20 protein-coding genes are annotated in these 22,641 nt (G+C 61.8%); 15 read left to right on the forward strand and 5 right to left on the reverse strand.

The annotated features are described in order from the left end of the window. A partial coding sequence (locus JF781_RS24820; protein ID WP_225341323.1) for an acyl-CoA dehydrogenase family protein occupies positions 1-945 on the forward strand: 945 nt, incomplete at its 5' end. A gap of 365 nt (positions 946-1,310) precedes the next feature. On the opposite strand, the gene JF781_RS24825 is transcribed toward JF781_RS24820, so the two are convergent. From JF781_RS24825 to JF781_RS24835, 3 genes are read right to left on the reverse strand one after another with little or no spacing between them, the layout of a single operon-like run. Further along, positions 1,311-2,228 carry an alpha/beta hydrolase gene (locus JF781_RS24825; RefSeq protein ID WP_225330136.1) on the reverse strand — a complete coding sequence of 306 codons (918 nt, stop codon included), beginning with the start codon at positions 2,226-2,228 and terminating at the stop codon, positions 1,311-1,313. Positions 2,229-2,238: 10 nt separating this feature from the next. Further along, positions 2,239-3,837 carry an aldehyde dehydrogenase family protein gene (locus JF781_RS24830; protein WP_225341324.1) on the reverse strand — a complete coding sequence of 533 codons (1,599 nt, stop codon included), beginning with the start codon at positions 3,835-3,837 and terminating at the stop codon, positions 2,239-2,241. After that, on the reverse strand, positions 3,837-5,435 hold the full coding sequence (locus JF781_RS24835) for an NAD(P)/FAD-dependent oxidoreductase (protein WP_225330141.1): 1,599 nt from the start codon (positions 5,433-5,435) through the stop codon (positions 3,837-3,839). Before JF781_RS24835 ends, JF781_RS24830 begins: the two co-directional genes overlap by 1 nt. Before the next feature lie 175 nt (positions 5,436-5,610). Here JF781_RS24835 and JF781_RS28760 point away from each other — a divergent pair, with 175 nt between their 5' ends. Both JF781_RS28760 and JF781_RS24845 read left to right on the forward strand, forming a co-directional pair. Beyond that, a complete protein-coding gene (locus tag JF781_RS28760) occupies positions 5,611-6,006 on the forward strand; it encodes a Rieske 2Fe-2S domain-containing protein (RefSeq protein WP_225330142.1) in 396 nt (131 codons plus the stop codon). A gap of 203 nt (positions 6,007-6,209) precedes the next feature. Beyond that, positions 6,210-7,046 carry an SDR family oxidoreductase gene (locus tag JF781_RS24845; RefSeq protein ID WP_071288174.1) on the forward strand — a complete coding sequence of 279 codons (837 nt, stop codon included), beginning with the start codon at positions 6,210-6,212 and terminating at the stop codon, positions 7,044-7,046. A 467-nt stretch (positions 7,047-7,513) separates the two neighbouring features. Here the strand turns inward: JF781_RS24845 and JF781_RS24850 are convergent, their stop codons facing one another. Beyond that, positions 7,514-8,224, reverse strand: a complete 711-nt coding sequence (locus JF781_RS24850) for a TetR/AcrR family transcriptional regulator (protein WP_162625439.1) — start codon at positions 8,222-8,224, stop codon at positions 7,514-7,516. A 112-nt stretch (positions 8,225-8,336) separates the two neighbouring features. Then, complete coding sequence (locus tag JF781_RS24855) at positions 8,337-9,266, reverse strand: oxygenase MpaB family protein (protein ID WP_071288176.1); 930 nt, start codon at positions 9,264-9,266, stop codon at positions 8,337-8,339. A 365-nt stretch (positions 9,267-9,631) separates the two neighbouring features. Between JF781_RS24855 and JF781_RS24860 the strand changes: the two genes are divergently transcribed. From JF781_RS24860 to JF781_RS24915, 12 genes are all read left to right on the forward strand, one after another. After that, entirely contained in the window at positions 9,632-10,165 is a 534-nt protein-coding gene (locus tag JF781_RS24860) for an SRPBCC family protein (RefSeq protein ID WP_100225986.1), read from the forward strand. Between the two features lie 184 nt (positions 10,166-10,349). Then, positions 10,350-11,135 carry an ABC transporter permease gene (locus tag JF781_RS24865; RefSeq protein ID WP_050545737.1) on the forward strand — a complete coding sequence of 262 codons (786 nt, stop codon included), beginning with the start codon at positions 10,350-10,352 and terminating at the stop codon, positions 11,133-11,135. Between the two features lie 2 nt (positions 11,136-11,137). Continuing rightward, complete coding sequence (locus tag JF781_RS24870; RefSeq protein ID WP_016895472.1) at positions 11,138-11,995, forward strand: ABC transporter permease; 858 nt, start codon at positions 11,138-11,140, stop codon at positions 11,993-11,995. Between the two features lie 2 nt (positions 11,996-11,997). Then, entirely contained in the window at positions 11,998-13,494 is a 1,497-nt protein-coding gene (locus JF781_RS24875) for an MlaD family protein (RefSeq protein WP_016895471.1), read from the forward strand. Further along, a complete protein-coding gene (locus tag JF781_RS24880) occupies positions 13,491-14,531 on the forward strand; it encodes an MlaD family protein (protein ID WP_225330139.1) in 1,041 nt (346 codons plus the stop codon). Before JF781_RS24875 ends, JF781_RS24880 begins: the two co-directional genes overlap by 4 nt. Positions 14,532-14,535: 4 nt before the next feature. Next, positions 14,536-15,633, forward strand: coding sequence for an MCE family protein (locus JF781_RS24885; RefSeq protein ID WP_101930911.1), 1,098 nt, complete (start codon positions 14,536-14,538; stop codon positions 15,631-15,633). Further along, the gene (locus JF781_RS24890; protein ID WP_016895468.1) at positions 15,630-16,736 is read left to right on the forward strand and encodes an MCE family protein; all 1,107 of its coding nucleotides are present in this window, start codon (positions 15,630-15,632) and stop codon (positions 16,734-16,736) included. Before JF781_RS24885 ends, JF781_RS24890 begins: the two co-directional genes overlap by 4 nt. After that, entirely contained in the window at positions 16,733-17,875 is a 1,143-nt protein-coding gene (locus JF781_RS24895) for an MlaD family protein (protein WP_016895467.1), read from the forward strand. The genes JF781_RS24890 and JF781_RS24895 overlap by 4 nt, the downstream gene beginning before the upstream one ends. Next, positions 17,872-19,140: an MlaD family protein gene (locus JF781_RS24900; protein ID WP_016895466.1), complete on the forward strand. Its 1,269-nt coding sequence runs from the start codon at positions 17,872-17,874 to the stop codon at positions 19,138-19,140. Before JF781_RS24895 ends, JF781_RS24900 begins: the two co-directional genes overlap by 4 nt. A 9-nt stretch (positions 19,141-19,149) precedes the next feature. Then, positions 19,150-19,884 carry a hypothetical protein gene (locus tag JF781_RS24905; protein WP_016895465.1) on the forward strand — a complete coding sequence of 245 codons (735 nt, stop codon included), beginning with the start codon at positions 19,150-19,152 and terminating at the stop codon, positions 19,882-19,884. A gap of 4 nt (positions 19,885-19,888) precedes the next feature. After that, positions 19,889-20,680: a DUF3298 domain-containing protein gene (locus JF781_RS24910; RefSeq protein ID WP_016895464.1), complete on the forward strand. Its 792-nt coding sequence runs from the start codon at positions 19,889-19,891 to the stop codon at positions 20,678-20,680. A gap of 943 nt (positions 20,681-21,623) precedes the next feature. Further along, complete coding sequence (locus JF781_RS24915) at positions 21,624-22,574, forward strand: DUF4238 domain-containing protein (protein ID WP_016895463.1); 951 nt, start codon at positions 21,624-21,626, stop codon at positions 22,572-22,574. The last annotated feature ends 67 nt before the right edge of the window (positions 22,575-22,641 follow it).

Consider the following 22,641-nt stretch of genomic DNA (forward strand, 5'->3'; position numbering starts at 1 on the left):
GGCACATTCGCTCACGAGGCTGTGCTGTTGGAGGAGCAGAGTCGTGTCGGTGACTCCGCCTGGGGGGCCGGTCTACACAACTGCATCGTTGCCCACTACCTACTGTCGTACGGGACTGAGGCGCAGAAGAAGCAGTGGCTGCCGAAGATGGCCTCCGGCGAGGTCGTCGGCGCCATCGCCATGACTGAACCTGGCACCGGATCGGACTTGCAGAACGTCAAGGCCCGCGCGGTACGTGACGGTGACGAGTACGTGATCAACGGCGCGAAGACGTTCATCACCAACGGCCAGCAAGCCGATCTGGTGATCGTCGTAGTCAAGACCGACGCCAGAAAGAAGGCGTCGGGCATCTCACTGATGTTGGTCGAGGCGGACCGCGGGGGTTTCCGCCGCGGCCAGGCGCTGAACAAGATCGGCCAGAAGGGCCAGGACACGTCGGAACTGTTCTTCGAGGATGTTCGGGTGCCGCTGAGCAACCTGCTTGGTACAGAGGAAGGGCAGGGCTTTATCCAGCTGATGCAGCAATTGCCGCAGGAACGGCTAATGATCGCTGTCACCGGCGTGGCGATGATGGAGGAGGCGCTGGCTCAAACCATCACGTACACCAAGGAGCGCGAGGCGTTCGGCAAGCCGATTTTCGAATTTCAGAACACCAAGTTCACCCTCGCCGAGGCGGCCACCGATACTCACGTCGCTCGGGTTTTCGTTGATAGCTGCATCGAACGACACCTCAAGGGGGAACTGGATATTCAGACCGTTGCGATGGCCAAGTGGTGGGTCACCGAGCGCGCGTCGGAAGTGGCCGATGAGTGTCTGCAACTATTCGGCGGGTACGGCTACATGACCGAGTATCCGATCTCGCGCATGTGGGTCGACGCGCGAGTTCAGAAGATTTACGCCGGCACCAACGAGATCATGAAAGAGATCATCGCTCGCACGCTGTGAGGCAGGCCGACCGGGCCGATTGCATCCGCGCGCATCTATGTAATCGGTCCGCCGGTCGGCACATGCTGGTGGCAGCAAGCGCCGACGCCTGCGCCGGGAACCCATCCGTTCCTACACCGCCGCCGGTACCCCGTGGATCGCTCGTCGCCAGTGAGCCATGGCAATTTGATCGAGGGGTCAGTGCACGCGCAACGACGAAACTGCGGCCGCAGCCTCGTCCTGCCCGCACGCTGCAGCGTGCGTTGTCGTCGAAGCGCTCGGCTCGTTTCTGCGATCGGTGTGCAGGCGCTAACGCACGCGGTGCTCGATGAAGCGGATAGATCGGTGCTGGCGCATTCGGTATCAGATCGTCTTGGTACGCGATCCTATGTGCCTGCGCCGGTGGAGTCCGGCAGGACAAGTGACAAACGCAAGCGCTCTTGGATATTGCTGACGAAGCGTTTTGACACCCGTGCCCAGGGCACGAAGCGGTCGAATCCATGGAATGCGCCGGGAACGACGTCCAGGTCGCAAGGCACCCCGGCTGCGGCTAATCGTGCAGCGTAGGCGATGCCCTCGTCGTGGAAAAGGTCTGCGGTTCCGACGCCCAGCCATGCCGGGGCGACACCGCTGAGAACTGATTGCCGAGCTGGCACTGCTTGATCTCGATCTGCTTGTCCCAGATAGGAATTCCAGCCAAATCGATTCTCGGCACGGCCCCAGAATCGAAAGCTTGTCTCGTCGATGTCGCGCCGGTCGCTGGTGCGATCGTCGAGCATCGGATAGATCAGCATCTGTAGCGCTGGTATTACATCACCGCGGTCGCGGGCTCGCAGTGCTAGGGCCGCCGCCAGCCCTCCGCCGGCACTCGCGCCGGCGATTGCAACTCGTGTCGAGTCCACCCAACGCTCGCCGCTGAGCCAGCGCAGCGCGCGGTGGCAGTCCTCGAGAGGAATCGGGTAGGGATGCTCGGGGGACAGCCGGTAATCGACAGCGGCGATCGGAATGCCCGTCGCTCGCGCGAGGCTGCGGCAGAATCGGTCGTCGAATCGGGCAGTACCGATGACGTATCCACCGCCGTGAATCCACAGTATCGCCGGTGAGGGCGTGACCATGTTTGCCGGTTCGTGTACGCGCACCGTGACGCCGTCGCCGAGTGACACCGCGCGCACCCCGCGTACCGGCACGATATTGGGAACATGGCTCAGTGCGCGTGCGGCTTTCAACCGGCGGGCGGACACACCGCGCCGAGGAAATGCCCGGGCGGCAGTGCGAAGGTCTGGATGAATGTGGTTGGGCGACACGTTATGACCTTCACTGCCAGGCAGATGTGTCGGGGTCTGCGTGAGACCGGCGACGCGGCGGTCGTCCGAGGCGCAGACTCGGTCGCAACGATCGGTGGCCGAACAGCACGACCATCAGTCGTTCAAATATTTGTGATCGGCGCGCTGAATTGGGGAACATCGTGGGTTCGCGTGTGAGTGTGAAGCGGCTGGTGAGAATGGTGTGGGTTTCGCAGTACTTGCGGATGCCTTGTTTGCCGTGGCGACCCCCCAGGCCGGATTGGCGAGCCCCGGCGAACGGGGCTTCCTGGGCGAGGTAGCTCATGATGGCGTCGTTGATCCACGTGTTTCCTGCGGTGAGGCGGCGGGCTAGTCGCTCAGCCTTGGCGATGTCGCGAGTGAAGATGCTCGATCCCAGCCCGTAGGGACTGTCGTTGGCGAGGCGCACAGCTTCTTGTTCGTTGCGTACCTTCATAATTGGCAGCAGCGGCCCGAATGTCTCCTCAGTCATGCAGTCCATCGTGTGGTTTACGTCGACGAGCACGGTGGGTTCGAAGAACCTGCCTGGGCCGGGCAACCGATGACCGCCGGCGACGATGCGAGCTCCTTTATCGAAGGCGTCCGCAACATGGTTCTCGATGACGTCCATTTGGGCGGGGAACGTGATCGCTCCAACATCGACTGATCCATAACCGCCGGGCGGTCCCTGTCGCAGTTTGTCGACCTTGGCGGTGACTTTCGCAACGAACTCGTCGTAGACGGGTTCTTCGACATAGACGCGTTCGATCGCCATACAGATCTGGCCTGAGTTGCGCATGGACCACTCGACAGCCACATTGGCGGCGCGGTCGATATTGGCGTCAGCGAGGACAATCATGGGGTCCTTGCCGCCCAACTCGACCGAGCATGGGATCAATCGTTCTCCGCACCGAGCCGCAATCTGGCGCCCGGTTCGTGTGGACCCGGTGAATTGGATCATGTCGGCGCCGTCGACTAAGGCCTTCCCAGCCTCGCCATCGCCGGTCGCAAGGAGCAAGACGTCCTCGGGGAAACCGACGTGCTGTGCACCGCGGATTACGTACTCCACGGCCAGGGGCGCGTACTCGCTGGGCTTGATCACCACGGTGTTGCCGGCCATCAGGGCTGGTAGTGCGTCACCGATGCTGAGCGTCAACGGATAATTCCACGGGGCTATGACGCCCACGACACCTACCGGCCGGTGCCGCACCACGATTTTCTTACCGAGTACGAAAGGGGAATGGGTCCAGGGCATTTCGTCGGCGAGGTATTTTTCAGCCCGCTTGGCCCAGAACCCCATCGAATCGGCGAGATAGAACAGTTCGGCCAGCAGGGCGTCTTCTCGTGTCTTTCCGTTCTCGGCAACCACAATGTCGACGATCGCCTCGCGCTCAGCGACAAACCACTCCTGTAACGCCCGCACGTGCTTCGCCCGTTGTGCGAATCCGAGCGCTTCCCACGCGGGTTGGGCCGCCCGCGCCCGCTCGGTCAGCGCCGCGACCTGGCTTGGTCTCATGTTCTCAATCGCACCGATGACCTCCCCAGTTGCGGGGTTATCAACGTCTATGCGGTGCCCGTATGAGGAGGTGCTGCGGGTTGTCCTGCTCATCATCACCGCGGAGCCATTTCCGTCACGGTTTCCCTGCGCGTGCGGGTTCTCGATGGGAGCTTTTCGTGCACGTCGTCGGCGTCAGGCACACGAAACTCGTAGTCATCGAAAGAAAATGTGCGCGAAGCGTGCCATGCCTCCCGCGCGGACGTGGGGCGCAGGTACGTCGTATCGCCATGCTGATCGTAGTAATAGCTGTTGGCGCTAGTGCACTCGCCGAGCGTCCATACCGAGTGGGACATGCGGTCCAATGCATACGCCGTCCATCGGTCGGCAGCCTCTTCGCGCACCTCGACGACCGTCGCGCCGCGACGACGCGCCTCGGAAATAACCCGTGTGATGTGGTTCGAGGCGGTCTCCACCAGATCGTGCCACGTGCCGCCTACCCAACCGTACGGGCCAAAAATGATGAAGTGGTTAGGAAGCCCGGGCATCGACACGCTCTCATAGGAGCGCGCGTGGTTCTCGGTGTAGAAGGTCGCCAGATCGAACCCGTCGCGTCCACGGACTGGTGTGCGTCGGTAATTCTCGGGGTCGGTAGCGGTTCTGAAGCCGGTGGCCAGAACGAGAACATCGATATCGCGTTCGGCGCCCGAGGCCGTCTGGATGCCGCGCGCAGTGACCCGCTTAATGGGGTCGGTGATCAGTTCGACGTTGGGCCGATTAAAAGTTCGTAGATAGCTGTTCGAGGTCGCTGGCCGCTTACAGCCGAAATCGTAGTCCGGGGTCAGCAGCTGGCGCGTGTGCGGATCGCGCACCTGCAGGCGGTACCAGACGTCGCGGAGCAGGCCAGTAGCGGATCGATTTACCAACTTGAGACGATCATGGTTCAACGCGAGACCAATCAGGAATATCTCCATCGCGCGAGCTGCCCCGTCTCGTACTCGCCGCTGTACAGGCGGGGCCGCGCCGAAGAGCCAGGACACCACGGTCGGTGTGACCAGATCGGGCTTGGGCGCCACCCAGATCGGTGTTCGTTGGTAGACGTCCAGGTGGGCCACCACGGGGGCGATCTCCGGGATGATCTGCACGGCGCTAGCACCGGTGCCGATGATCGCGACACGCTTGCCCGCCAATTCGACGTCGTGATCCCAGGACGTTGAATGCACCGTCGTACCGCCAAAGTCCTTGATTCCCTCAATGGCCGGCGGTTTAGGTTCGACAAACGGTCCGATCGCGCTGACGACATATCGGGCGGTGCGTTGCCGGCCGGCGACGGTCAACCGCCACAGATGGTGGTCCTCATCCCACTCCCTCGCTGTGACTTCGCTGTTCAGCTGAACCAACGGACGGATGTCATAGCGATCAGCGCAATGATCCACATAGGACTTCACCTCCGCGCCTTTGGCGAAAACGCGTGACCAGTCCGGCTTCAACTCGAACGAGAACTGGTAGCCCTGCGCGGGGACGTCGACCCCGACACCCGGGTAGGTGTTGTCACGCCACGTCCCGCCGATGTCGTCGGCCCGCTCGAAAATCACCACATCGTCAATGCCCGCACGCCGCAGCGCAATAGCGGCTCCGATGCCGCTTATCCCGGCGCCGATGATCACGACCTCATGTTCGGGCTTCTCACGTTGAGTGTGTGCCTTTGCTGCCATCACGCGTCCGCTCCATCCCAATGCATCGGTTGCATGGACCGACCCTAGAACGAAATCCGCCCCATGTCGAGACGGATCGACAAAATCGTCTCGTTGACACACACGGTGGGCTTCTCTAGGTTGTAGACGTGCAACTTCCCGCCCCCCTGCCTCGAGTGTCCGCGTCATGACGCTCATGCCACTGGTGAACTTTGCGGCGCGGGCGGCCGTCGGCGCGGTACGATTCGCGCGAAATCGCCTGTCTAGCAATGTTCCACAGCCGCATGATTCGACGCTGCTGCCAGGTCAGGCAACTATCGTCGACGCCGACGGCGACCGGGTAGGCATTTACCGGGACTCAGCGGGTGAGCTGCGGGCAGTTCGTGCCCGGTGCACGCATCGGGACTGGGAGCTCGAGTTCAACGCAGGATCCCGAACATGGAACTGCCCGCTGCATGGGGCGCGGTTCGCGATCGACGGCACGGTGATCCGCGGCCCGGCCACTACTGCACTGGAAGCTGTTTGTCTTCCCCGGGAGATCCGCTCGGGAGGTCCTCCGGCGACACACCAAACGAGGGTCGACACTCAATAGTGTTCGAGCAGTCGGTCCAGTACAGCGCACCGCCCACCGATCGCGCGGATTTGCACCGCGCACGCAACGGCGCGCCGGTTCGCTAGGCCCAGGCCGTTCAGCGAATTCGACTGTACTGCCATCGGATTCGCGTTTGCGCCAGAGGCAAGCCGTTCTTGCCCCCCGGCGAGCATCTCATCTGTCCACAACAAGCAGGAGAGCATATGCACACTCGACCCTTCAGCCGCCCGGACCGCAGGACCGACTTCGCCGACGCCGTCGTCACCGGCGCCGGCTCGGGTATTGGCCGTGCGTTCGCGTTGGAACTCGCCCGCCGGGGTGGCCGAGTGGTATGCGCCGATATCGACGCACATGGCGCGAACGCAACAGTCGAGGAGATCACCCAGTTTGGTGGAAAGGCCCTCGCTGCACAGTGCGATGTCACCAACGTTGAGCAGGTCGTGGACCTCGCCGACGCCGCTGAAGAATGGTTCGGTAGTCCGACAAGCCTTGTCGTCAACAACGCCGGCATCGGCACCGGCGGCGACGTGATTGGCCAAACTCCATTGGCCGACTGGCATCGCACCCTTGAGGTCAACCTGTGGGGTGTCATCCACGGCTGCCACGTGTTCGTGCCGCGGTTGCGCGCTGCGGGTCGAGGCGGGGTCATCAACGTCGCGTCGGCCGCCAGCTTCGCCGCAGCCCCGCGTATGGGCGCCTATAGCGCCAGTAAGGCAGGGGTTCTCGCGCTTTCTGAAACCTTGTCGGCGGAACTGAGCGGAACGGGGATCACCGTCACCGCACTGTGCCCGACACTGGTCAAGACCAAGATCGTGGACAACGACGCCATCTCACACTCCGCCGCCGACCTCGCAACAACACTCATGAGATGGATCGGGACCCCGCCGCACGCCATCGCACGCACGACGCTTCACGCCCACGATCGTGGCCAGCTCTACGTTCTGCCGCAGCTGGACGCAAAGATCGCCTGGGCGATCAAGCGGGCCACTCCACGAACGTATACGCGCGCACTTGGGTTGATCGAGCGATTCATCCGCTAACATCGTCAGCGCTCTTAACCCTGCCAACGCTCAGCAGCCGATAGTAGACGGACCGTGTCAGGCGTATACGCAGGCCACTCCAGCCCCTTCGCCCTGCCCTCATGAGACGCACCCCAATATGCGCAATTGTGGCCGCGGACTGGGCGCATCGACACTCGTTATCTCGGAGCAAGACCGTCCCGCGTGGCAGATATGCCGGCCAGGCTCGCCGCCCCAAGACGATGTTGGCAGCGCGTAAAACCGCTGCGATGCCACGGCTGTTGCGCTACGGCTCGCCGATCTCGACGCGGCGGCCAAAGGGGACGCGGTGCCCGCCGCCGAACTTCCGGCACGATGTGACTTTCGGCCGACTCGTATCGATCGCGCCAGTTTTGCTGCAAAGTACGCGTTGTACGTGGGTGATGTGCGGCCAGGGGCATATCGCTGTGACCAGCTCTCCATTGTCGGTGCCGTTGGCGGTACAGCGACTACATCGAATCGTGGACGGTACCCGTCGCTAGCGGCACAAGATATCGCTGCGCGAATGCCGCGACTTTGACGTCATCATAAAACGGGATCAAGCCGTCGGGTATCAACAGTTGGGTCATCGCCAACCGAATCATGATTTCGGCCGCGACCGCCGGCTCACTCCCATGGGCCAGACCATGGCGGGGCAGTGACTCCAAGTATCCTGCGACGAACGTGCGCGCGGCCGCCAGCGCCGTTCCGCCACTTTTCGCCGCGTACCCATAGAGCTCTTCGGGCTCGGTCGTGAGCAATCGGTTTAACAGCGGGTTTGTTCGGAGCTCGCGTGCGCTTGCCACCGTGAGCTGAACGATGGCATCGGCGGCATTGTCGGTGTTGGCGAGATTAGATGCCACTCGCGCCAGTACCGCGATCAGCTCACGTCCCGCGACGGCCTCGACGAGACTGTCCCGGCCAGGGAATCGTCGGTAGACGGTGGCCCGCCCCATCCCGGCGCGACGCGCGATGTCACTGACGCTGCTGCGCCGGATGCCGACCATCTCGAATTCCTGTTGCGCGGCAGCAAGAATGCGGGCCGTCACCTCTTCGGAATTGTCGGCGGCCGATTTCCCCCTAGGCAGGGTGGTCTTGTCCCCGCCGGACACTGCGCCCACCGCCTGACCCACCTTGTCCTCGACACCCCGAAGGCTCGCGTGCTTGCCGCGCGCCGACACTGACAGTTCAGCGCATGCCATAGATTACTGCACCGACAATCGGCGCACCGGTAGGCGGCCGACGACCGTGCACAGTTCCCGATATCGCGTTATGCACCGTCAAACCGTTGCCTCAAATGACAGTCCGCAGTCGTTGAGCCGGACCGTCGCCCGCCGCCGGCCTGTCGTAATTTCCGGTACGAGCAGCTTCACGGGCCCGGCTCACCAGTTTGCGCACCGGAGCGCTCACGGCCATCGGAATGATGTCCTGAACGACGGGCGTTGCGGACAGCGCCGAGAACAGAGGGCGATGAGTAACTTTGACCGCCGCCTTCATCAGCTCTGGATAGGGCTCCTTACCGTAGAGCCGCATGAGGTAGTCGGGGGCCAAAGCGACACCGGTGGACAAGGCTGCCCGCACCGGCAGCGCCAACAACGCCTGCTTCAGTCCGGCCCTGGGCCGCGGGAAGAAGGTGTCACTGACGAACAGAGCTGACTCGGTGAGAGCGAGATTGGCACGTTCGGCCGCCAGATACGTGTCGACCTCAGCTTGACTCTTCGGCATCAACTCGTCCGGAATGCGATTGAGTCTGCCGACAATCGTACTTTCCTCACGCCAGTAACGATTTCGTTCTTCAAGGGTTAGTTTCCTCGGCCCGTACGCGTCATACGCGTCGAGCGCCCCCTGTCCGTACGGAATCAGCAACCACAGCAAATTGCGCGGTTCCGACGCGCAGTGTTCACGATCGCCCGTCGGGCCCCAGGTGCCAACGACGTGATCGTGCATCGCGTTGACCACATCCGCGGCGTGTTGGGCGGTCGCCCGGTCACCGAAGTAGATCGCAAACATGTACTCGGTGGTCAGGACAATGCGCTTCCACGGATCGGTGGCACCCGTGGAATTCGAGACGCCAATGTTCGCGAGCCAAGGATTGAGGAAGAAGTACGCGCCCGTGGCCACAACGCCGGGAAAGATCGTCGGGCCGCTGATGCGCCAGGAGATCGAGTCCGGGCCGAAGAAACCTGCGTCCTCGCACCGGAACGGTTCTTTGATCATTGCCATGACCCAACATTGGCGCATGCCCGACCGAAAGTCAATGAGACGAATTAATCGCATCGTCTCGGCGATGACTAGCCGCTGGAGCGCCTTTCAACTACTTTCGCCGTCGACCTTGCAGAACAGAGCCACCCCAGCCCGACGTGCACAACAGAGACGAATAGATGCATTCGTGTCTCATTGACATCGAGGGTGGTGTGTGCCACATTTACCGAAGCGCCGGGCCCTGGCAAACACCGGTGAGGACGCGTCTTCGGGACGCACGATGACGGAGGAACCCGCGGCGCGGCCCAGGTCGCCGTCGCCCCCGCTCAGCGTCGACTCAGATGCAGCACAAATAGGAACCCAGACTCATGGGACGGGAGTATCGAATGGTCGAGATACACACGACGGGCGTCATCGAGCGATCCGCAGCAGACGTGTTCGCCTACGTGGCCGACTACCGGCGCATGAACGAATGGGTGTTCGGCATCACCAGCGTACGACCCGTTGGCGATGCCGATTACGGCCCGGGAGCGGTATTCGAAGGCGGCGTCGACCTGGGACCGAAGACGCTCAGTTCGACCGCAGAAATCCAAGGATGGCAACAAGACCACCTGATTGCTCTGCGGTCCTTGGCTGGCTTCGATTTCACAGCGACTCTGCGCCTTCAACCCGAAGCTCACGATCGAACCGTCCTGGATTTCGAGTTGAGCTACGGAAACTCCGGCGGCGTTGCAGCGCGGGCATTCAGCAAAACCATCGAACCGCTCCTGGCCCTCGCGGCACGACTCACCACAGACAAACTGTGCGAGACATGCACCAGAGCAACACAACCACCTCTCCAATGCCGCCCCACAGCAAGTACGACCGAAACGCGGCCGGCCGACGCGACGCGGGGGCCTGGATCGGAGACGAGCAACTGATGGATGGGCTATTTATGCGGTCCAACAGCTTTCACCAATCACGAGGGGCCGCCGACGTGACTCTCGGTGAACCCCACCAGCCTGCACTCGCGCGGGAGATCTGTTGACAGCCAATCACGCACGATCGCGACCGCCCGAAACCCGTTCGGCTGTAAGGGAAATTGGGGATTGGGGCCGCCGGTACATGCGGTCTCATCCGCTGCAGTCGCTGCACACGGTCGGCGGCCAAGTGGTGCTAGGCGTCCGTACCGTCCAGTACTTCGCCGTCGAGATCGTCACCCGGCGATTCATCGTGGGAGAATTCATCAAGCAGGCAGCGTTCATGGCTGGGACCGCCTTTACCCCAACACTTTTAATGACCATTCCCATTGGTGTCACGCTATCCATTCAGTTCAGCCTGCTTGCCGGCCAGATCGGGGCGACCTCGCTGTCTGGAGCAGCGACCGGGCTCGCGGTGATCCGTCAGGGCGCTCCACTCGTGGCCGCGATCCTGCTCGCAGCAGCGGTCGGCTCCGCCGTCAGCGCGGACCTCGGCTCCCGCACGATGCGCGAAGAGATCGAAGCCATGGAGGTCATGGGCGTATCCGTGATCCGCCGCCTCGTCGTCCCCCGCTTCGCCGCCGTCATCGTCGTCGGCGTTGCGTTGACCGGCCTAACCTGTTTCGTCGGGTTCATCGCGGGCTACCTGTTCAACGTTTACTTGCAGAACGGAACGCCCGGATCATTCGTCACAACCTTCGCCTCTTTCGCCACCGTCGGCGATCTGACACTGGCACTGGTCAAGGCGGTCGTCTTCGCCGCGATTGTCGCAATTGTTAGCTGCCACAAAGGATTAGACACCCATGGTGGTCCAGCTGGTGTCGCGAACTCGGTAAACGCGGCCGTCGTCGAATCAACCCTGCTGCTCATGCTCGTCAACGTTGCCATCACCCAGCTGTACGTCCTGATCTTCCCGAGAGTGACCCTGTAGCCGTGGCAGTCGTCACCCATCGTCCCCCAGGCGTACGCCTCGCGCTGGATACAACTGTCGCCGCCAGCCGAGCAGTGGCCAAAACCGGTCACATGATGTATCTGTTCGGCCGAATCCTGACGTCGATTCCCATTACGCTGCGCCACTATCCGCGCGAATTTCTGCGCATCCTGTCAGATATCGCCTGGGGTAACGGCTCGATCGTAGTGGGAGGCGGCACCGTCGGTGTCGCGCTGGTTTTGGGCTTTACCGCCGGGGCAATGATCGGCGTCGAAGGCTATAACGCCTTGAACCTTCTGGGTCTCGGTCCCGCCACAGGCCTCTTATCGTCTTTCGGCTCCACGCGCGAATTTGCGCCGGTCATGATAGGCCTCGCATTCATTACCCAAGCCGGCTGCCGATTCACCGCACAATTGGGCGCGATGCGCATCGCAGAAGAGATCGACGCCATGGAAGCGATGGCGATCCGGCCGATCCCCTATCTGGTTACCACACGTGTCGTGGCATCAGTGGTCGCCGCCATTCCTCTCTTTCTGGTCTGTCTAGGCGTCGCATTCCTGTCGTGCCAGCTGGTGGTCAGCATTTCCTCGGGCCAGTCCTTCGGTACCTACCTGCACTATTTTTCCTTGTTCATCAGTGGCCGAGATGTCATGTACGCCACCGTCAAAGCTGTCATCTTCGTCTTCGTCTCGTCGACCATCCAATGCTATTACGGATACTTCGCTTCCGGCGGTCCTGAAGGCGTCGGGATAGCCGCCGGCAGGGCGATGCGCGCGAGTATCACGGCGACCATCATCTTGAACATGCTGCTGACCATGGCATTGTGGGGAGTCGACACCGGCGCAAGGTTCGGTGGATAGCGTTGCCGAACTCATTCGACTACGAGGCCGGCAGTCCATCGAATCGCCGGCTTTTCGCGTTGGGCGTGTGCTTCTTGGTGCTCGCGGCCTCGTGCGTCACACTGATGATCGCGAAATCCAAAGGCACACTTGACCAGATCGTCAAAGTCAACGCCGAGTTGCTCAACGTCGGTGACGGTCTGCCAGCCAAATCTGACGTCAAGTTCCGCGGCGTCCTCGTAGGGTCGGTGGCTGACGTCGAACCGGCACGTGCCGGACAACTCAACATCGTCCATATCGATCTCAAACCGGAATACGTCAGCGGCATCCCGGACACCGTGACCGCGCGGGTTGTGCCCTCCAACGTTTTCGCCGTCTCATCGATACAGCTGGTCGACAACGGAAAGGGCGCTACACCATTGCGCGCCAACACAATCATCCGCGAAGACCAAAGCCTGCCGACCGTCCTGTTCCAGTCGACACTCAGCAAATTCCGTGAGGTCTTCACGGCCATCGGCCGCGAACCCAACGCTGACCGCATCGGCGTACTGGCCGCCGTAGGCGAGGCCACGCAGGGAAGGGGAGAAAAACTCCGTGACGCAGGACACGACCTCAATGAGATTGTCTCCCAACTGAACACCGTTGTGGCCGGAGACACCGGGCCATCCACGATTGCTGCACTCACCGACGCCGCTGACAAACTGCGCTCGGTCTCGCCTGAGCTTTTCGACGCCCTCGGCAGCGCAGTCAAACCGATGCAGACCGTCGCCGCGAAACGCTCGGCATTGAGCGATTTCTTGTCCGCCGGACTGGGCACCGTCGGAAAACTCGGCGACGCTTTCGACCACCAGACCGACAGGCTACTCAACATCACCATCCAGCTCACACCGGTGATAGGCGTGCTCGCCGATAACGGCGGCCAGTTCCATGGAATCTCCACTCGACTGCAACGGCTCAGCAATCAGTTCTATGACGAAGCGTGGAATCCCGAGACAAAACTGGTCACCATCAAAGCCGCCGTGTCCTTTACCCCGAGCCGGACATATGTACGCGCCGACTGCCCCCGCTACGGCGACCTGGCCGGCCCAAGCTGCCAGACGGCCCCAGAAATTCCCGTGGCGCCCTCGTTGATGCCAGCGCTGGGGTCGATGGGCTTCCCGCCCCCACCGGGTGTCTCCGAGAACCGGCCCAATCTCGCACCACCTCGCAACTCCGTGGTGGCCCCTGATCCCGCCCGAAGCCCACCACTGCCAACGGATACCGCCCCGGCACCGTCAACTGATCGGATGCCTGCACTGCCCGCCGAGGCGCCGCCGCCACAAGCCGGTCAGCCACCCAGTGAGTATCCACAGTCGGCGACCATCGGCGGCAACGTGGGACCGGTGGGCAGTGCACAGGAACGAGACCAACTGAGCCGGATCGTAGGCGGCCACGCCACGGCGGCGACGCAGCTGCTGCTCGGACCCGTTGCGCGCGGATCGACGGTCCACATCACGCCAGATACAGGGAGTGACCAATGAGTTACCGCAAGCCACTCATCGGCCTGACCCTCTTCCTGGTCCTGGCCATCGTCGCGACATGGTTGGTGTTCGTGACGCTGCGCCGCGATATCGCCGGCCCAACGAATACGTATTCGGCGCTGTTCACCGATGTTTCGGGGCTGCATCCTGGCGACGACGTTCGCGTTGCCGGGGTTCGCGTCGGCCGTGTGGACAGCGTCGACCTACAGGGCACCCTAGCCAAGGTCACCTTCCGGGTGCAGCAGACCCAGACCCTCTATCACAACACGGTCGCCTCGGTGACTTACCAAAACATCATCGGGCAGCGATATCTGGGGCTGGCCGAAGGGACAGCGGGCGAACCGACCGTGCTCAACAACCGCGGTCAAATACCCGTCGAACACACCGTGCCGTCATTTGACATCGCGTACCTCCTCAACGGATTTGAGCCGCTGTTCACGCTCCTGGACCCGCAACAAGTGGACAACCTGACCGAAGGCGTCGTCCAGGCTCTTCAAGGGAATTCGGGTTCGGTCCTAGCACTGATCACCCAAACCTCGGCGTTGGCACAATCGCTCGCCGGACCCGATCAAGTCCTGGGCGACGTGATCACCGCCTTCAACGCCGTGATGACCAATCTAGCGGCGCAGAACGCGAACCTACAGCGCGTCATCAGGCAAACCCGAGACGTGATGGTCACCCTCGGGAACCGACGGGAGAAATTGGTGGAGTCCGCCGGTTCCATCGCCGCCGCGGTGACACGACTCTCCGCGATCACCAACAACGTCAACCCCGACCTGCAACAACTCATCCATCGCGAGCCGGGATTCACCTCCTACATCACCGGGGACGGACGAGACCGCTTCGCCTATTTGGGGGCCAACCTGCCCTACATACTCAAAGGCGCCGCTCGAATCAGCCAAGAAGGAGCATACGCAAACATCTACTTCTGCGATGTGAACGTCACCATCTTCGCGTTCCTGGGCCGCCTGGTCCCCGGCATTGTCCGTCTGGCCTCACCAGGCAACGTCGTCCAACACTCTCCGATTTGCAGGTAGCACAATGTTCAGTCGCATTCGACGCCCCATCGAGGGCTACAACAAGATTTGGCTCGGGACGATCACGCTGGGCGTTGTCGCGATAATCGTCGCGACCAGCGTACTGATCGGCCATCTATCGCTCGGCCAGACACGGTATCGCGCCGAATTCGCCCAAGCCGCCCAGATTCGGCCAGGCGATCAAGTCACCGTCGCGGGCATTCAAGTTGGCACAGTCAAGGGACTCACACTCGCCGACGACCACGTGACGGTCGCATTCAATGTTCGCAACAACGTCCACCTAGGTAGCGGCACCCGTGCCGCGATCAAACTCACCACCATCCTCGGAAGCCGGTACATCGAATTGTCGCCGACAGAATCAGGCGACCTCGACCACCGAACCATCGGCTTGGCAAACACTTCTGTCCCCTACGACCTCCAAAAGACACTTGCCGACGCGACAACAACCTTCGAACAAGTCGATGCCGACCGCATTGCCGAATCGATGACCACGTTGTCCCAGAGCCTCAACGGGGTCCCCGACGCCCTCCCGCACGCGCTGGACAACCTACAGTCGCTATCCACGGTCATCTCCGGCCGGCGCGATCAAATCGGCTCCCTGCTGACCAGCGCTGACAGCGTCACCTCGATGATCCGCGATCAGAGAGCCAACCTCGGCTCCCTGGTCATCCAAGGCCGGAACCTGCTGGGCGACATCGTCTCCCGACGAGCCAAACTCGAGCAACTGTTCGCCAGCGCCACCGCGCTGGTCAACACCCTCAAATCAATACTCAACGACCAACCCGGCATCAACCAAATGCTGGCATCGATACGCGACTTCAGCCATATGATCGCCGAACACGACGCGCTCCTGCGAAACACATTGCAGGCCATGCCGATAGCCGTCCGCAACGTCGCCAACATCCTCGGCAGTGGAAATTCAGGCGACGCCGCGCTCCCCGCAGGCCTGTTCGTCGACTCCTGGATGTGCGCGCTCAGCGGCCGAGCCAAGCAGTTCAACCTGACCCAGTACTTCAAGGACTGTCAACCGACCCCGGACCCATTCCCCGGCTGGCCCCAACCAGATCCAGCCAGGGCCAACCCGGAAGGACCCGGACGATGAACCGCACGCTGGTCCGAGCAGCACTGCTCGCCCTGATCGTCGCCGCGATCGCCGTCGCCGTTGTCGCGCTGATTCCCCGTGCCAACGACAAATCACTCACGGTAACAGCCCAATTCGAGGACAGTGTCGGGCTCTACGTGGGAAATACAGTCTCCGTGCTGGGAATGCCGGTTGGCACAGTCACCAGCATCACGCCTAAAGACAGCTACGTCGACGTCGCCCTCGCGATAGACGAAGGAATCGATATTCCCTCCGATGTTCACGCGGTGACCGTATCGGCATCAATCCTGACCGATCGCCACATCGAGCTCACGCCCCCCTACCGCAACGGACCGAAGCTCAAGAGCGGCGACACCCTGAGCCTGCCCCGCACACGCACGCCAGTCGAGTTCGACCGCACGTTGGCCATGGTCGATAAGCTCTCGCACGCGATGAAGGGCGACGGCCATGGCCAGGGGCCGCTCGCGGACCTGATCGGAATCAGCTCCCAGGTCACTTCAGGCAACGGGTCCCACATCAAATCAGCCCTAGACCAACTGTCCCAGGCGCTGCGCCTGAGCGCCGACAACGGATCCCAGAGCAAAAAAGACATTCAGGCGATCGCGAACAACCTCGCAGAGCTGACCCAAGCCGCCGCAGGAAACGACGCCACCATCCGCGAATTCGGTTCCAACATAAGGCAACTCAGCGATATCCTGGCCGACGAAAACCTCGGCTCGGGCACTACCGGCGCCAAGATCAATCAGATACTGGAGCAAGCAGCCTCCCTGCTGGAGAACAACCGCGCCGCGTTGAAGGGCACTGTTGCCGATGCCCGCACCATCACCACCGCGCTCGTCGACTACCGGCGAGAATTGGCCGAATTCTTCGACGTAGCGCCGCTGGCAATCGACAACCTATACAACGCTATCGACGCCAACGCCGGCAGCTTTCGCGTGCACGGTTTGATCGATAAGACCCTCGCCGATGGTCAGATGGCAAAAGAGATGTGCAACCTCATCGGAGACAAGCAGTTGGGTTGCGCAACAGGCACCATTCAAGACTTCGGACCGGACTTCGGCCTGACCGGCATGCTCGAACTCATGGCGGGCGTGCGCCGATGACGCACCGTCGCGACGAAACCCGACGTCGATCTGTCGGCGTCCTAGCCGTCGGGCTGACCACCGCCCTCACCGGATGCGCATCCGGACTCGAGAGTGTGCCGCTACCGGCGCCCGGCGGCATCACCGACAGCTATTCACTGACCGCCGTATTCTCCAACGCACTCAATCTGCCAGCGAAAGCCAAAGTCAAACTGAACGGCGCAGACATCGGCGAGGTCGAATCGATCAATGCGCGCAACTTCACCGCCTACGTATCCATGCGAATCAAATCAGATGTTCAGCTGAGCGCCGACACCACCGCTGAACTTCGTTCAGCGACCCCCCTGGGCGACGTCTTTGTCGCGATGCGCCCAGACACCAACCACACAGCTGGCGCCCCACTGCTGCGCAACGGCGACACCATCGGGCTCAAATCCACCGCCGCCAGCGCCACCGTCGAAGAAGTGCTCAGCTCCGCGGCAATGATCGTCAACGGCGGGCCCATCCGCCACCTCACATCCATCCTCAACGGCGCAGGCTCAGCAATGGGCGGGCGCGGCACGAAAGTCGCCGAGCTGCTCCAGCAGTCCGATACGTTGATCTCTCGGCTCAACGCCCGATCCGAACAAATCAGAACAGCTCTGCAAGCCACATCCCAGCTCGCCACCACGCTGACCGACCGACAACACACCCTCAACGACGCCATCGCCGCCGCCGCACCAGCGACCGCCGTGATCGCCGACAACACCGCCCAGCTTGCCGACCTCGTAGACGGCCTCGCGCGGATCACCACCCAACTCTCGCGATTCCCATCCCTGCAGGGAACCGACACCCGCAGCTTGATCGCCGACCTCAACCATCTCTCAGCCGCCTTCAACGATGTCAGCACCGACCCCAACGTCTCACTGACCGCATTGAACCGGCTCCTGCCCATCGTCATGAAAATCTCGAACTCGACCTCGATGCACGGCGCCGGAGAAGCGGTAAAGCTCGCCCTCGGCTCCCTGCCCGACAAGAACTATCCCGGCGATCCGGGATTCCACGGACCCGACGGGACCGACTGGCATGCCATGATCGGCAGCCTTCGATATGAGTGGAACCTACTGTTAGGCAAAGCCTTCGGTCCACAAAGGGACAGCACTCCCGGAGAGCATCCATGATGGCAGCGCCAAGTCCGGTCGAATGGTCGGCCCGACTGATCGTTGACACTGTGCGCGCGGTGGCGCGCCACCGTATCGTCGTGTCGTGCGTCAGCCTGGCGCTGACATTGATTGTCGCACTTGGCTACATCCTGCTGGGCGGGTTGCATATCAACCCGGCGCGCTCCACGATCGCCATTCGAGTGCTCCTGCCCGAATCGGGCGGCCTGCTACCCAACCAAGATGTCACGCTACGCGGTACACCGATCGGTCGCGTCGCGTCCGTCACGTTCACCGACAAGGGTGTCGTCGCCGTGGCCTCCATCGACAGCGCGATACGAGTTCCCCGGAATAGCCTGGCACGCGTCTCGGCGCTGTCTCCCGCCGGCGAGCAATATCTCGATTTTCGCCCCGTGGACGGGCAAGGACCAGCCCTCACCAATGGCAGCACGGTTGCTGAAAGCCGCACCAGCATTCCCGTGTCCTTGGCGCGACTCCTGGGTGACTCCGACGGCGCGCTCGCCCAGATCGACCCCAAGAAGCTCGCCGCCATCACCGATGAACTTCGGGTCGGCCGCCAAGGGCCTCAGAAGTTGGCCACGCTGCTCGACGGTGGGTCGTTCCTCATCTCGACGCTGGATTCGGTACTTCCACAAACCGTCAGCGTGCTGAACAACAGCCGAATCACCTTGACCACGCTCGCTGACGTCAGCCCGGGCCTGCGCCACACTGCCGGCAACTTGCGGCAAGTCCTCGGCGGCGTGAATGCCATGGACGGCGGATTCCGGACCCTCCTCGATCGCGGACGCGCACCCATGACTGGCTTGGACAAGCTTATCGACGACAACTCCGACACCATGGTCCAACTGCTCGGCAATCTGACCACCATCGCACAGTTGTCCTACGTGCGAGTACCTGCCCTCAAAGCACTGTTCCCCACCACACGGGGATCAGTCATCGACTCACTGGGAACTGTTATCCGCGACGGAGGCGTATGGACAATCGTCGACGCATACCCGCGCTACAGCTGCGACTACAAGCTTCCGCGGCGGCCAGCGTCACTGCCCGATTTCCCTGAGCCCTACCGCTACACGTACTGCACGAACCCTGACCCAGCCGTTCTGGTTCGTGGCGCCCGCAACGCGCCGCGTCCCCCCGGCGACGACACCGCGGACCCACCGCCCGGCTACGACCCATTGGCTCAAACCGACCCCACCCCAATCGGGCCCCATTCAATACCCGCACCGTTCGGCGGCCCGGCGCTGCCATCGACACCACCAAACTAGGAGCCTCACATGGAGATCAAACTGTTTGAAAAAGCGAATGGCATCGACGTCTTCGACAAGCTCGAACAGCAAGACAGCCACCCTGCTACCGCGACTGCAGACGCCGAGCCGGACACTTCCGAACCTGATCCGTCCGTGCCGACCGATCTCGACCCCGACAACGACAACGACAACGACAACGACAACGACAACGACAACGACAACGACAACGACGATATTGATGACGACGATGCCGATAAGGTCTCGGCACCCACGCCTCGTCGCCGACTGCTGCGTCGTGTGATCATCGTGGTTGCCGGTGTCACATTCGTGGCAGCGCTGGGGTTTTCGGGTTTTGTCGGCTGGCAGCTCAAACAACAGGACGACACCGCCGCCGCCGGCCGCGCAGCCCTGGCGGTCGCGCAAACCTACGCCGTCGCCCTGACCAGCGTTGATAACCGGAACATCGATCAGAACTTTGCCCAAGTGCTCAACGGGGCGACAGGTGAATTCAAAGACATGTACAGCCAGTCGGCCAGTCAGCTCAGACAAGTGTTGATCGACAACAAAGCAGTGAGCAAAGGCACCGTTGTCGACGCTTCCATCAAGTCTGCCAGCAAGACCGAGGTGGTAGTCCTGCTGTTCATCGACCAGTCAATCAGCAACATCGTCAATCCTCAGCCTCGAATCGACCGCAGCAGAGTGCGAATGACAATGAAACTGGTCGACAACCATTGGCTAGCAAGCAAAATCGACATCATCTAGCGCAATGCTTGCGACCATTCCATCGCGAGGTCTGAATCGGACCCGCATCTACCAATCGGACAATGCGATGAGTACGCGGACACTCGAAAGACTCGCGCTAGCCATCGCGAGTGCGGCAACCGTCCTATTAGCGGCCGCGAACCCCGCTTGGGCCAGCCCGAACCCCGACGACAACCCTTACACAGTCGTCCCCAACAACATTGCCGGCAGAAGCTGGAATGGACTGGGAGACTGGGAAGTTCGCTATCAACGCGTCGAAGGGGGCGACCCAGATGTGATCGCTGCCATCAACGATGGCATCGATGCGGCGGCAAGTGAGCACGAGAAATCGATCGAATGGCGACCGAGCACCACGCACCACTGGACATTCACCGCAACGGGCACGCTGTACATCCGCCCAAACACAGTATCTGAGCTATTTACCGGCGAATACAACACGGACCTACCAAACATGCCCTTCCACACCATCTCTAGCCGGGTGTATGACAGTCGAAACGGAACACCCATCACCTGGGATAACCTCTTCCAAGACAAGGGCGTCGGCCTGACTAGGCTGTCCGAACAGACGGCAGCCATTCTGCCGACGGCCTATCCGCCGCCCCAGCCAGACGCTTGGAAATCAGCCAGCGGCATGGCACCCGTCGCTGACAACTTCAAATACTGGATTCCAACCGACGCCGGTATTGAACTACATTTCCCCGACTACCAGTTCGGACGGGGATTGAAGGTCATTACCGTGCCGTGGGCCCGGGTGCACGACCTGATCGCGCCGCAGTTCTTCGCGATCGTCGCTTAGCGCGCAGTATCTAGCCTCAGGCGCTGCTCACAGCGACACGCCAAGGGGTAGACGCGCCATGAGACTTCCTGTCGGCGGTACGAAATCTATGACTTCACAATACCGTTCACCGTCCCTATATCTTGCGTACCGAGCATCTCGACAGCGTCCCAGCCGCCCCCAACTGGGTCAGCATCCCCACCAGCGACCACATCGAATGAACAGCAGAAACTACCGATCCAGTCACAGCAGCGACGGGACACAGCTTGCCGCCGGGCGCGAATACTGAATCTGCGGTCTATGGGAAATTTGTTGCCGCACTTAACTGTTAGCGGCAACCGCCGATGCTTGCTTCGTTCTTCTCACCGCTGGGCTACAGCAAACCGCATAACTTCGGCGATCGCCTTTGCAACGACGAACCCCCGCACCGTTCTGGCCCCGAATGCCGATCCTCAGAATTTTGTCATTTGTGACATTGAGTGATATCTGGAATAAGAACGCGCCACCCGTTTGAACGCGGACATCGATGCGGCGAACGCCGATGGCGTCAACTGAAGATATTCGGCACCGGGAGAACGGAATTCGCGGAACTGCACCACGCTCGTCAACTCATTCAGCCACCGTCAGCGGCGCCGACACATACCCTTGGTCGACGCCCCTAGCAGGGGCTGACGAACGCGCGTGGTCACTATTGCACAGAAGCAACCCCTGACGAGCGGTCCATTCGAGGCGCGGCAGATGCCAGGTCAAGAAGAGCGCGAGGAATCTCGCCAGGCTCTCTGACACACGTCGGTGATCGAAGTCGACCGGGCAATGGCCCTCGCCGGCGCGAACGTGTCCAGCCTGGACTCGAGGCAACTCATCCGGAGAGAATTGGCCGCTGCTGTTTACGGGGCGCCGTTCGGCGAATGGCGAGACACGCCGCTTTGCGAGGGGACTCCGCCGGATGGGTAGGCTGCCAGGGATGGCTACCAAGCGGCCGCATTTCGTCCCGCGGGTGTACCTGAACGCCTGGGCCAACGGCCAATCTCAGGTTGCCTACCGCCGTCGCGACATGCCGCAGGCGGTGGTGTCCAGCACCGTCAATGTGGCAGTGGCCGGGGGCATCTACGGCGCCGGCGAGATCAGCGAGGCGCGCGAAAAGTTCTTTAACGACCTCGAAGCCGACTGGCCGTCTCTGCGACACCAGCTCAAGATGGACCGCAACCTCACGGGCGACCGCCGCCAGCTGATGGCCGTCTATCTCGCCATCCAGCTGGCTCGAACGGTCCACCACCGCAATCAGGCGCAATTCATGATCGACCTCGCCGCCAAGACCACCGAGCGTCCAATACCTGCCGACGTGGTCCGCGAGCATCTACGCGAACTGGACGGCGGCGATGACCCCGACGAGAACGAGGTCCAGACGGTGCGCGACCTACTAGAGGGATCGCCCAGCGCCCCAACAGGCGATCAAGCGCACAGTATGGCGATGCAGGTGGCCACGGAGATGGTCGCGCCACGGTTGGAGTCCATGCGGTGGTGCGTTTACGACTTCGGCCGCCCGATTCTGATTACCAGCGACCGCCCGGTGCAGCTCTGGCGCCGCGTCGGGTCCGGCCCAGAAGTCGGAGGCGTCGGGGTCGAAAACGCGGACCAGATCAGGTTCGCGCTGTCGCCGAGCACGTTGTTGGTGATGTCCAGAGAACCGCTTAACCCGACTCAGCTTCCGAACCCACGGTCGATCAATGCTGATACCTTCCGCGACTGCCATCAGTTTGTCGTGGGAACGCCGCAGTCGAGGCATGCACTCAGTGCACTTGACCTGGCGCCTCAGTCACCTCGACTGCGGTTCCGCACGGGCCCCGGCTATGCGACAGGACCGGATGGCACCAACCAGTACGTCGGCGAGGCGCTACACACCTACGTGAGCTGAACACGCACTCAGCAGGTGAGTTCAGCGTCGTCGCGCCGCTGGATTTGGTAGATCCGCGATACATGGG

Origin of the sequence: Mycobacterium sp. WUMAC-067, from assembly GCF_020217485.1 — a bacterium.
Lineage (GTDB): Bacteria > Actinomycetota > Actinomycetes > Mycobacteriales > Mycobacteriaceae > Mycobacterium.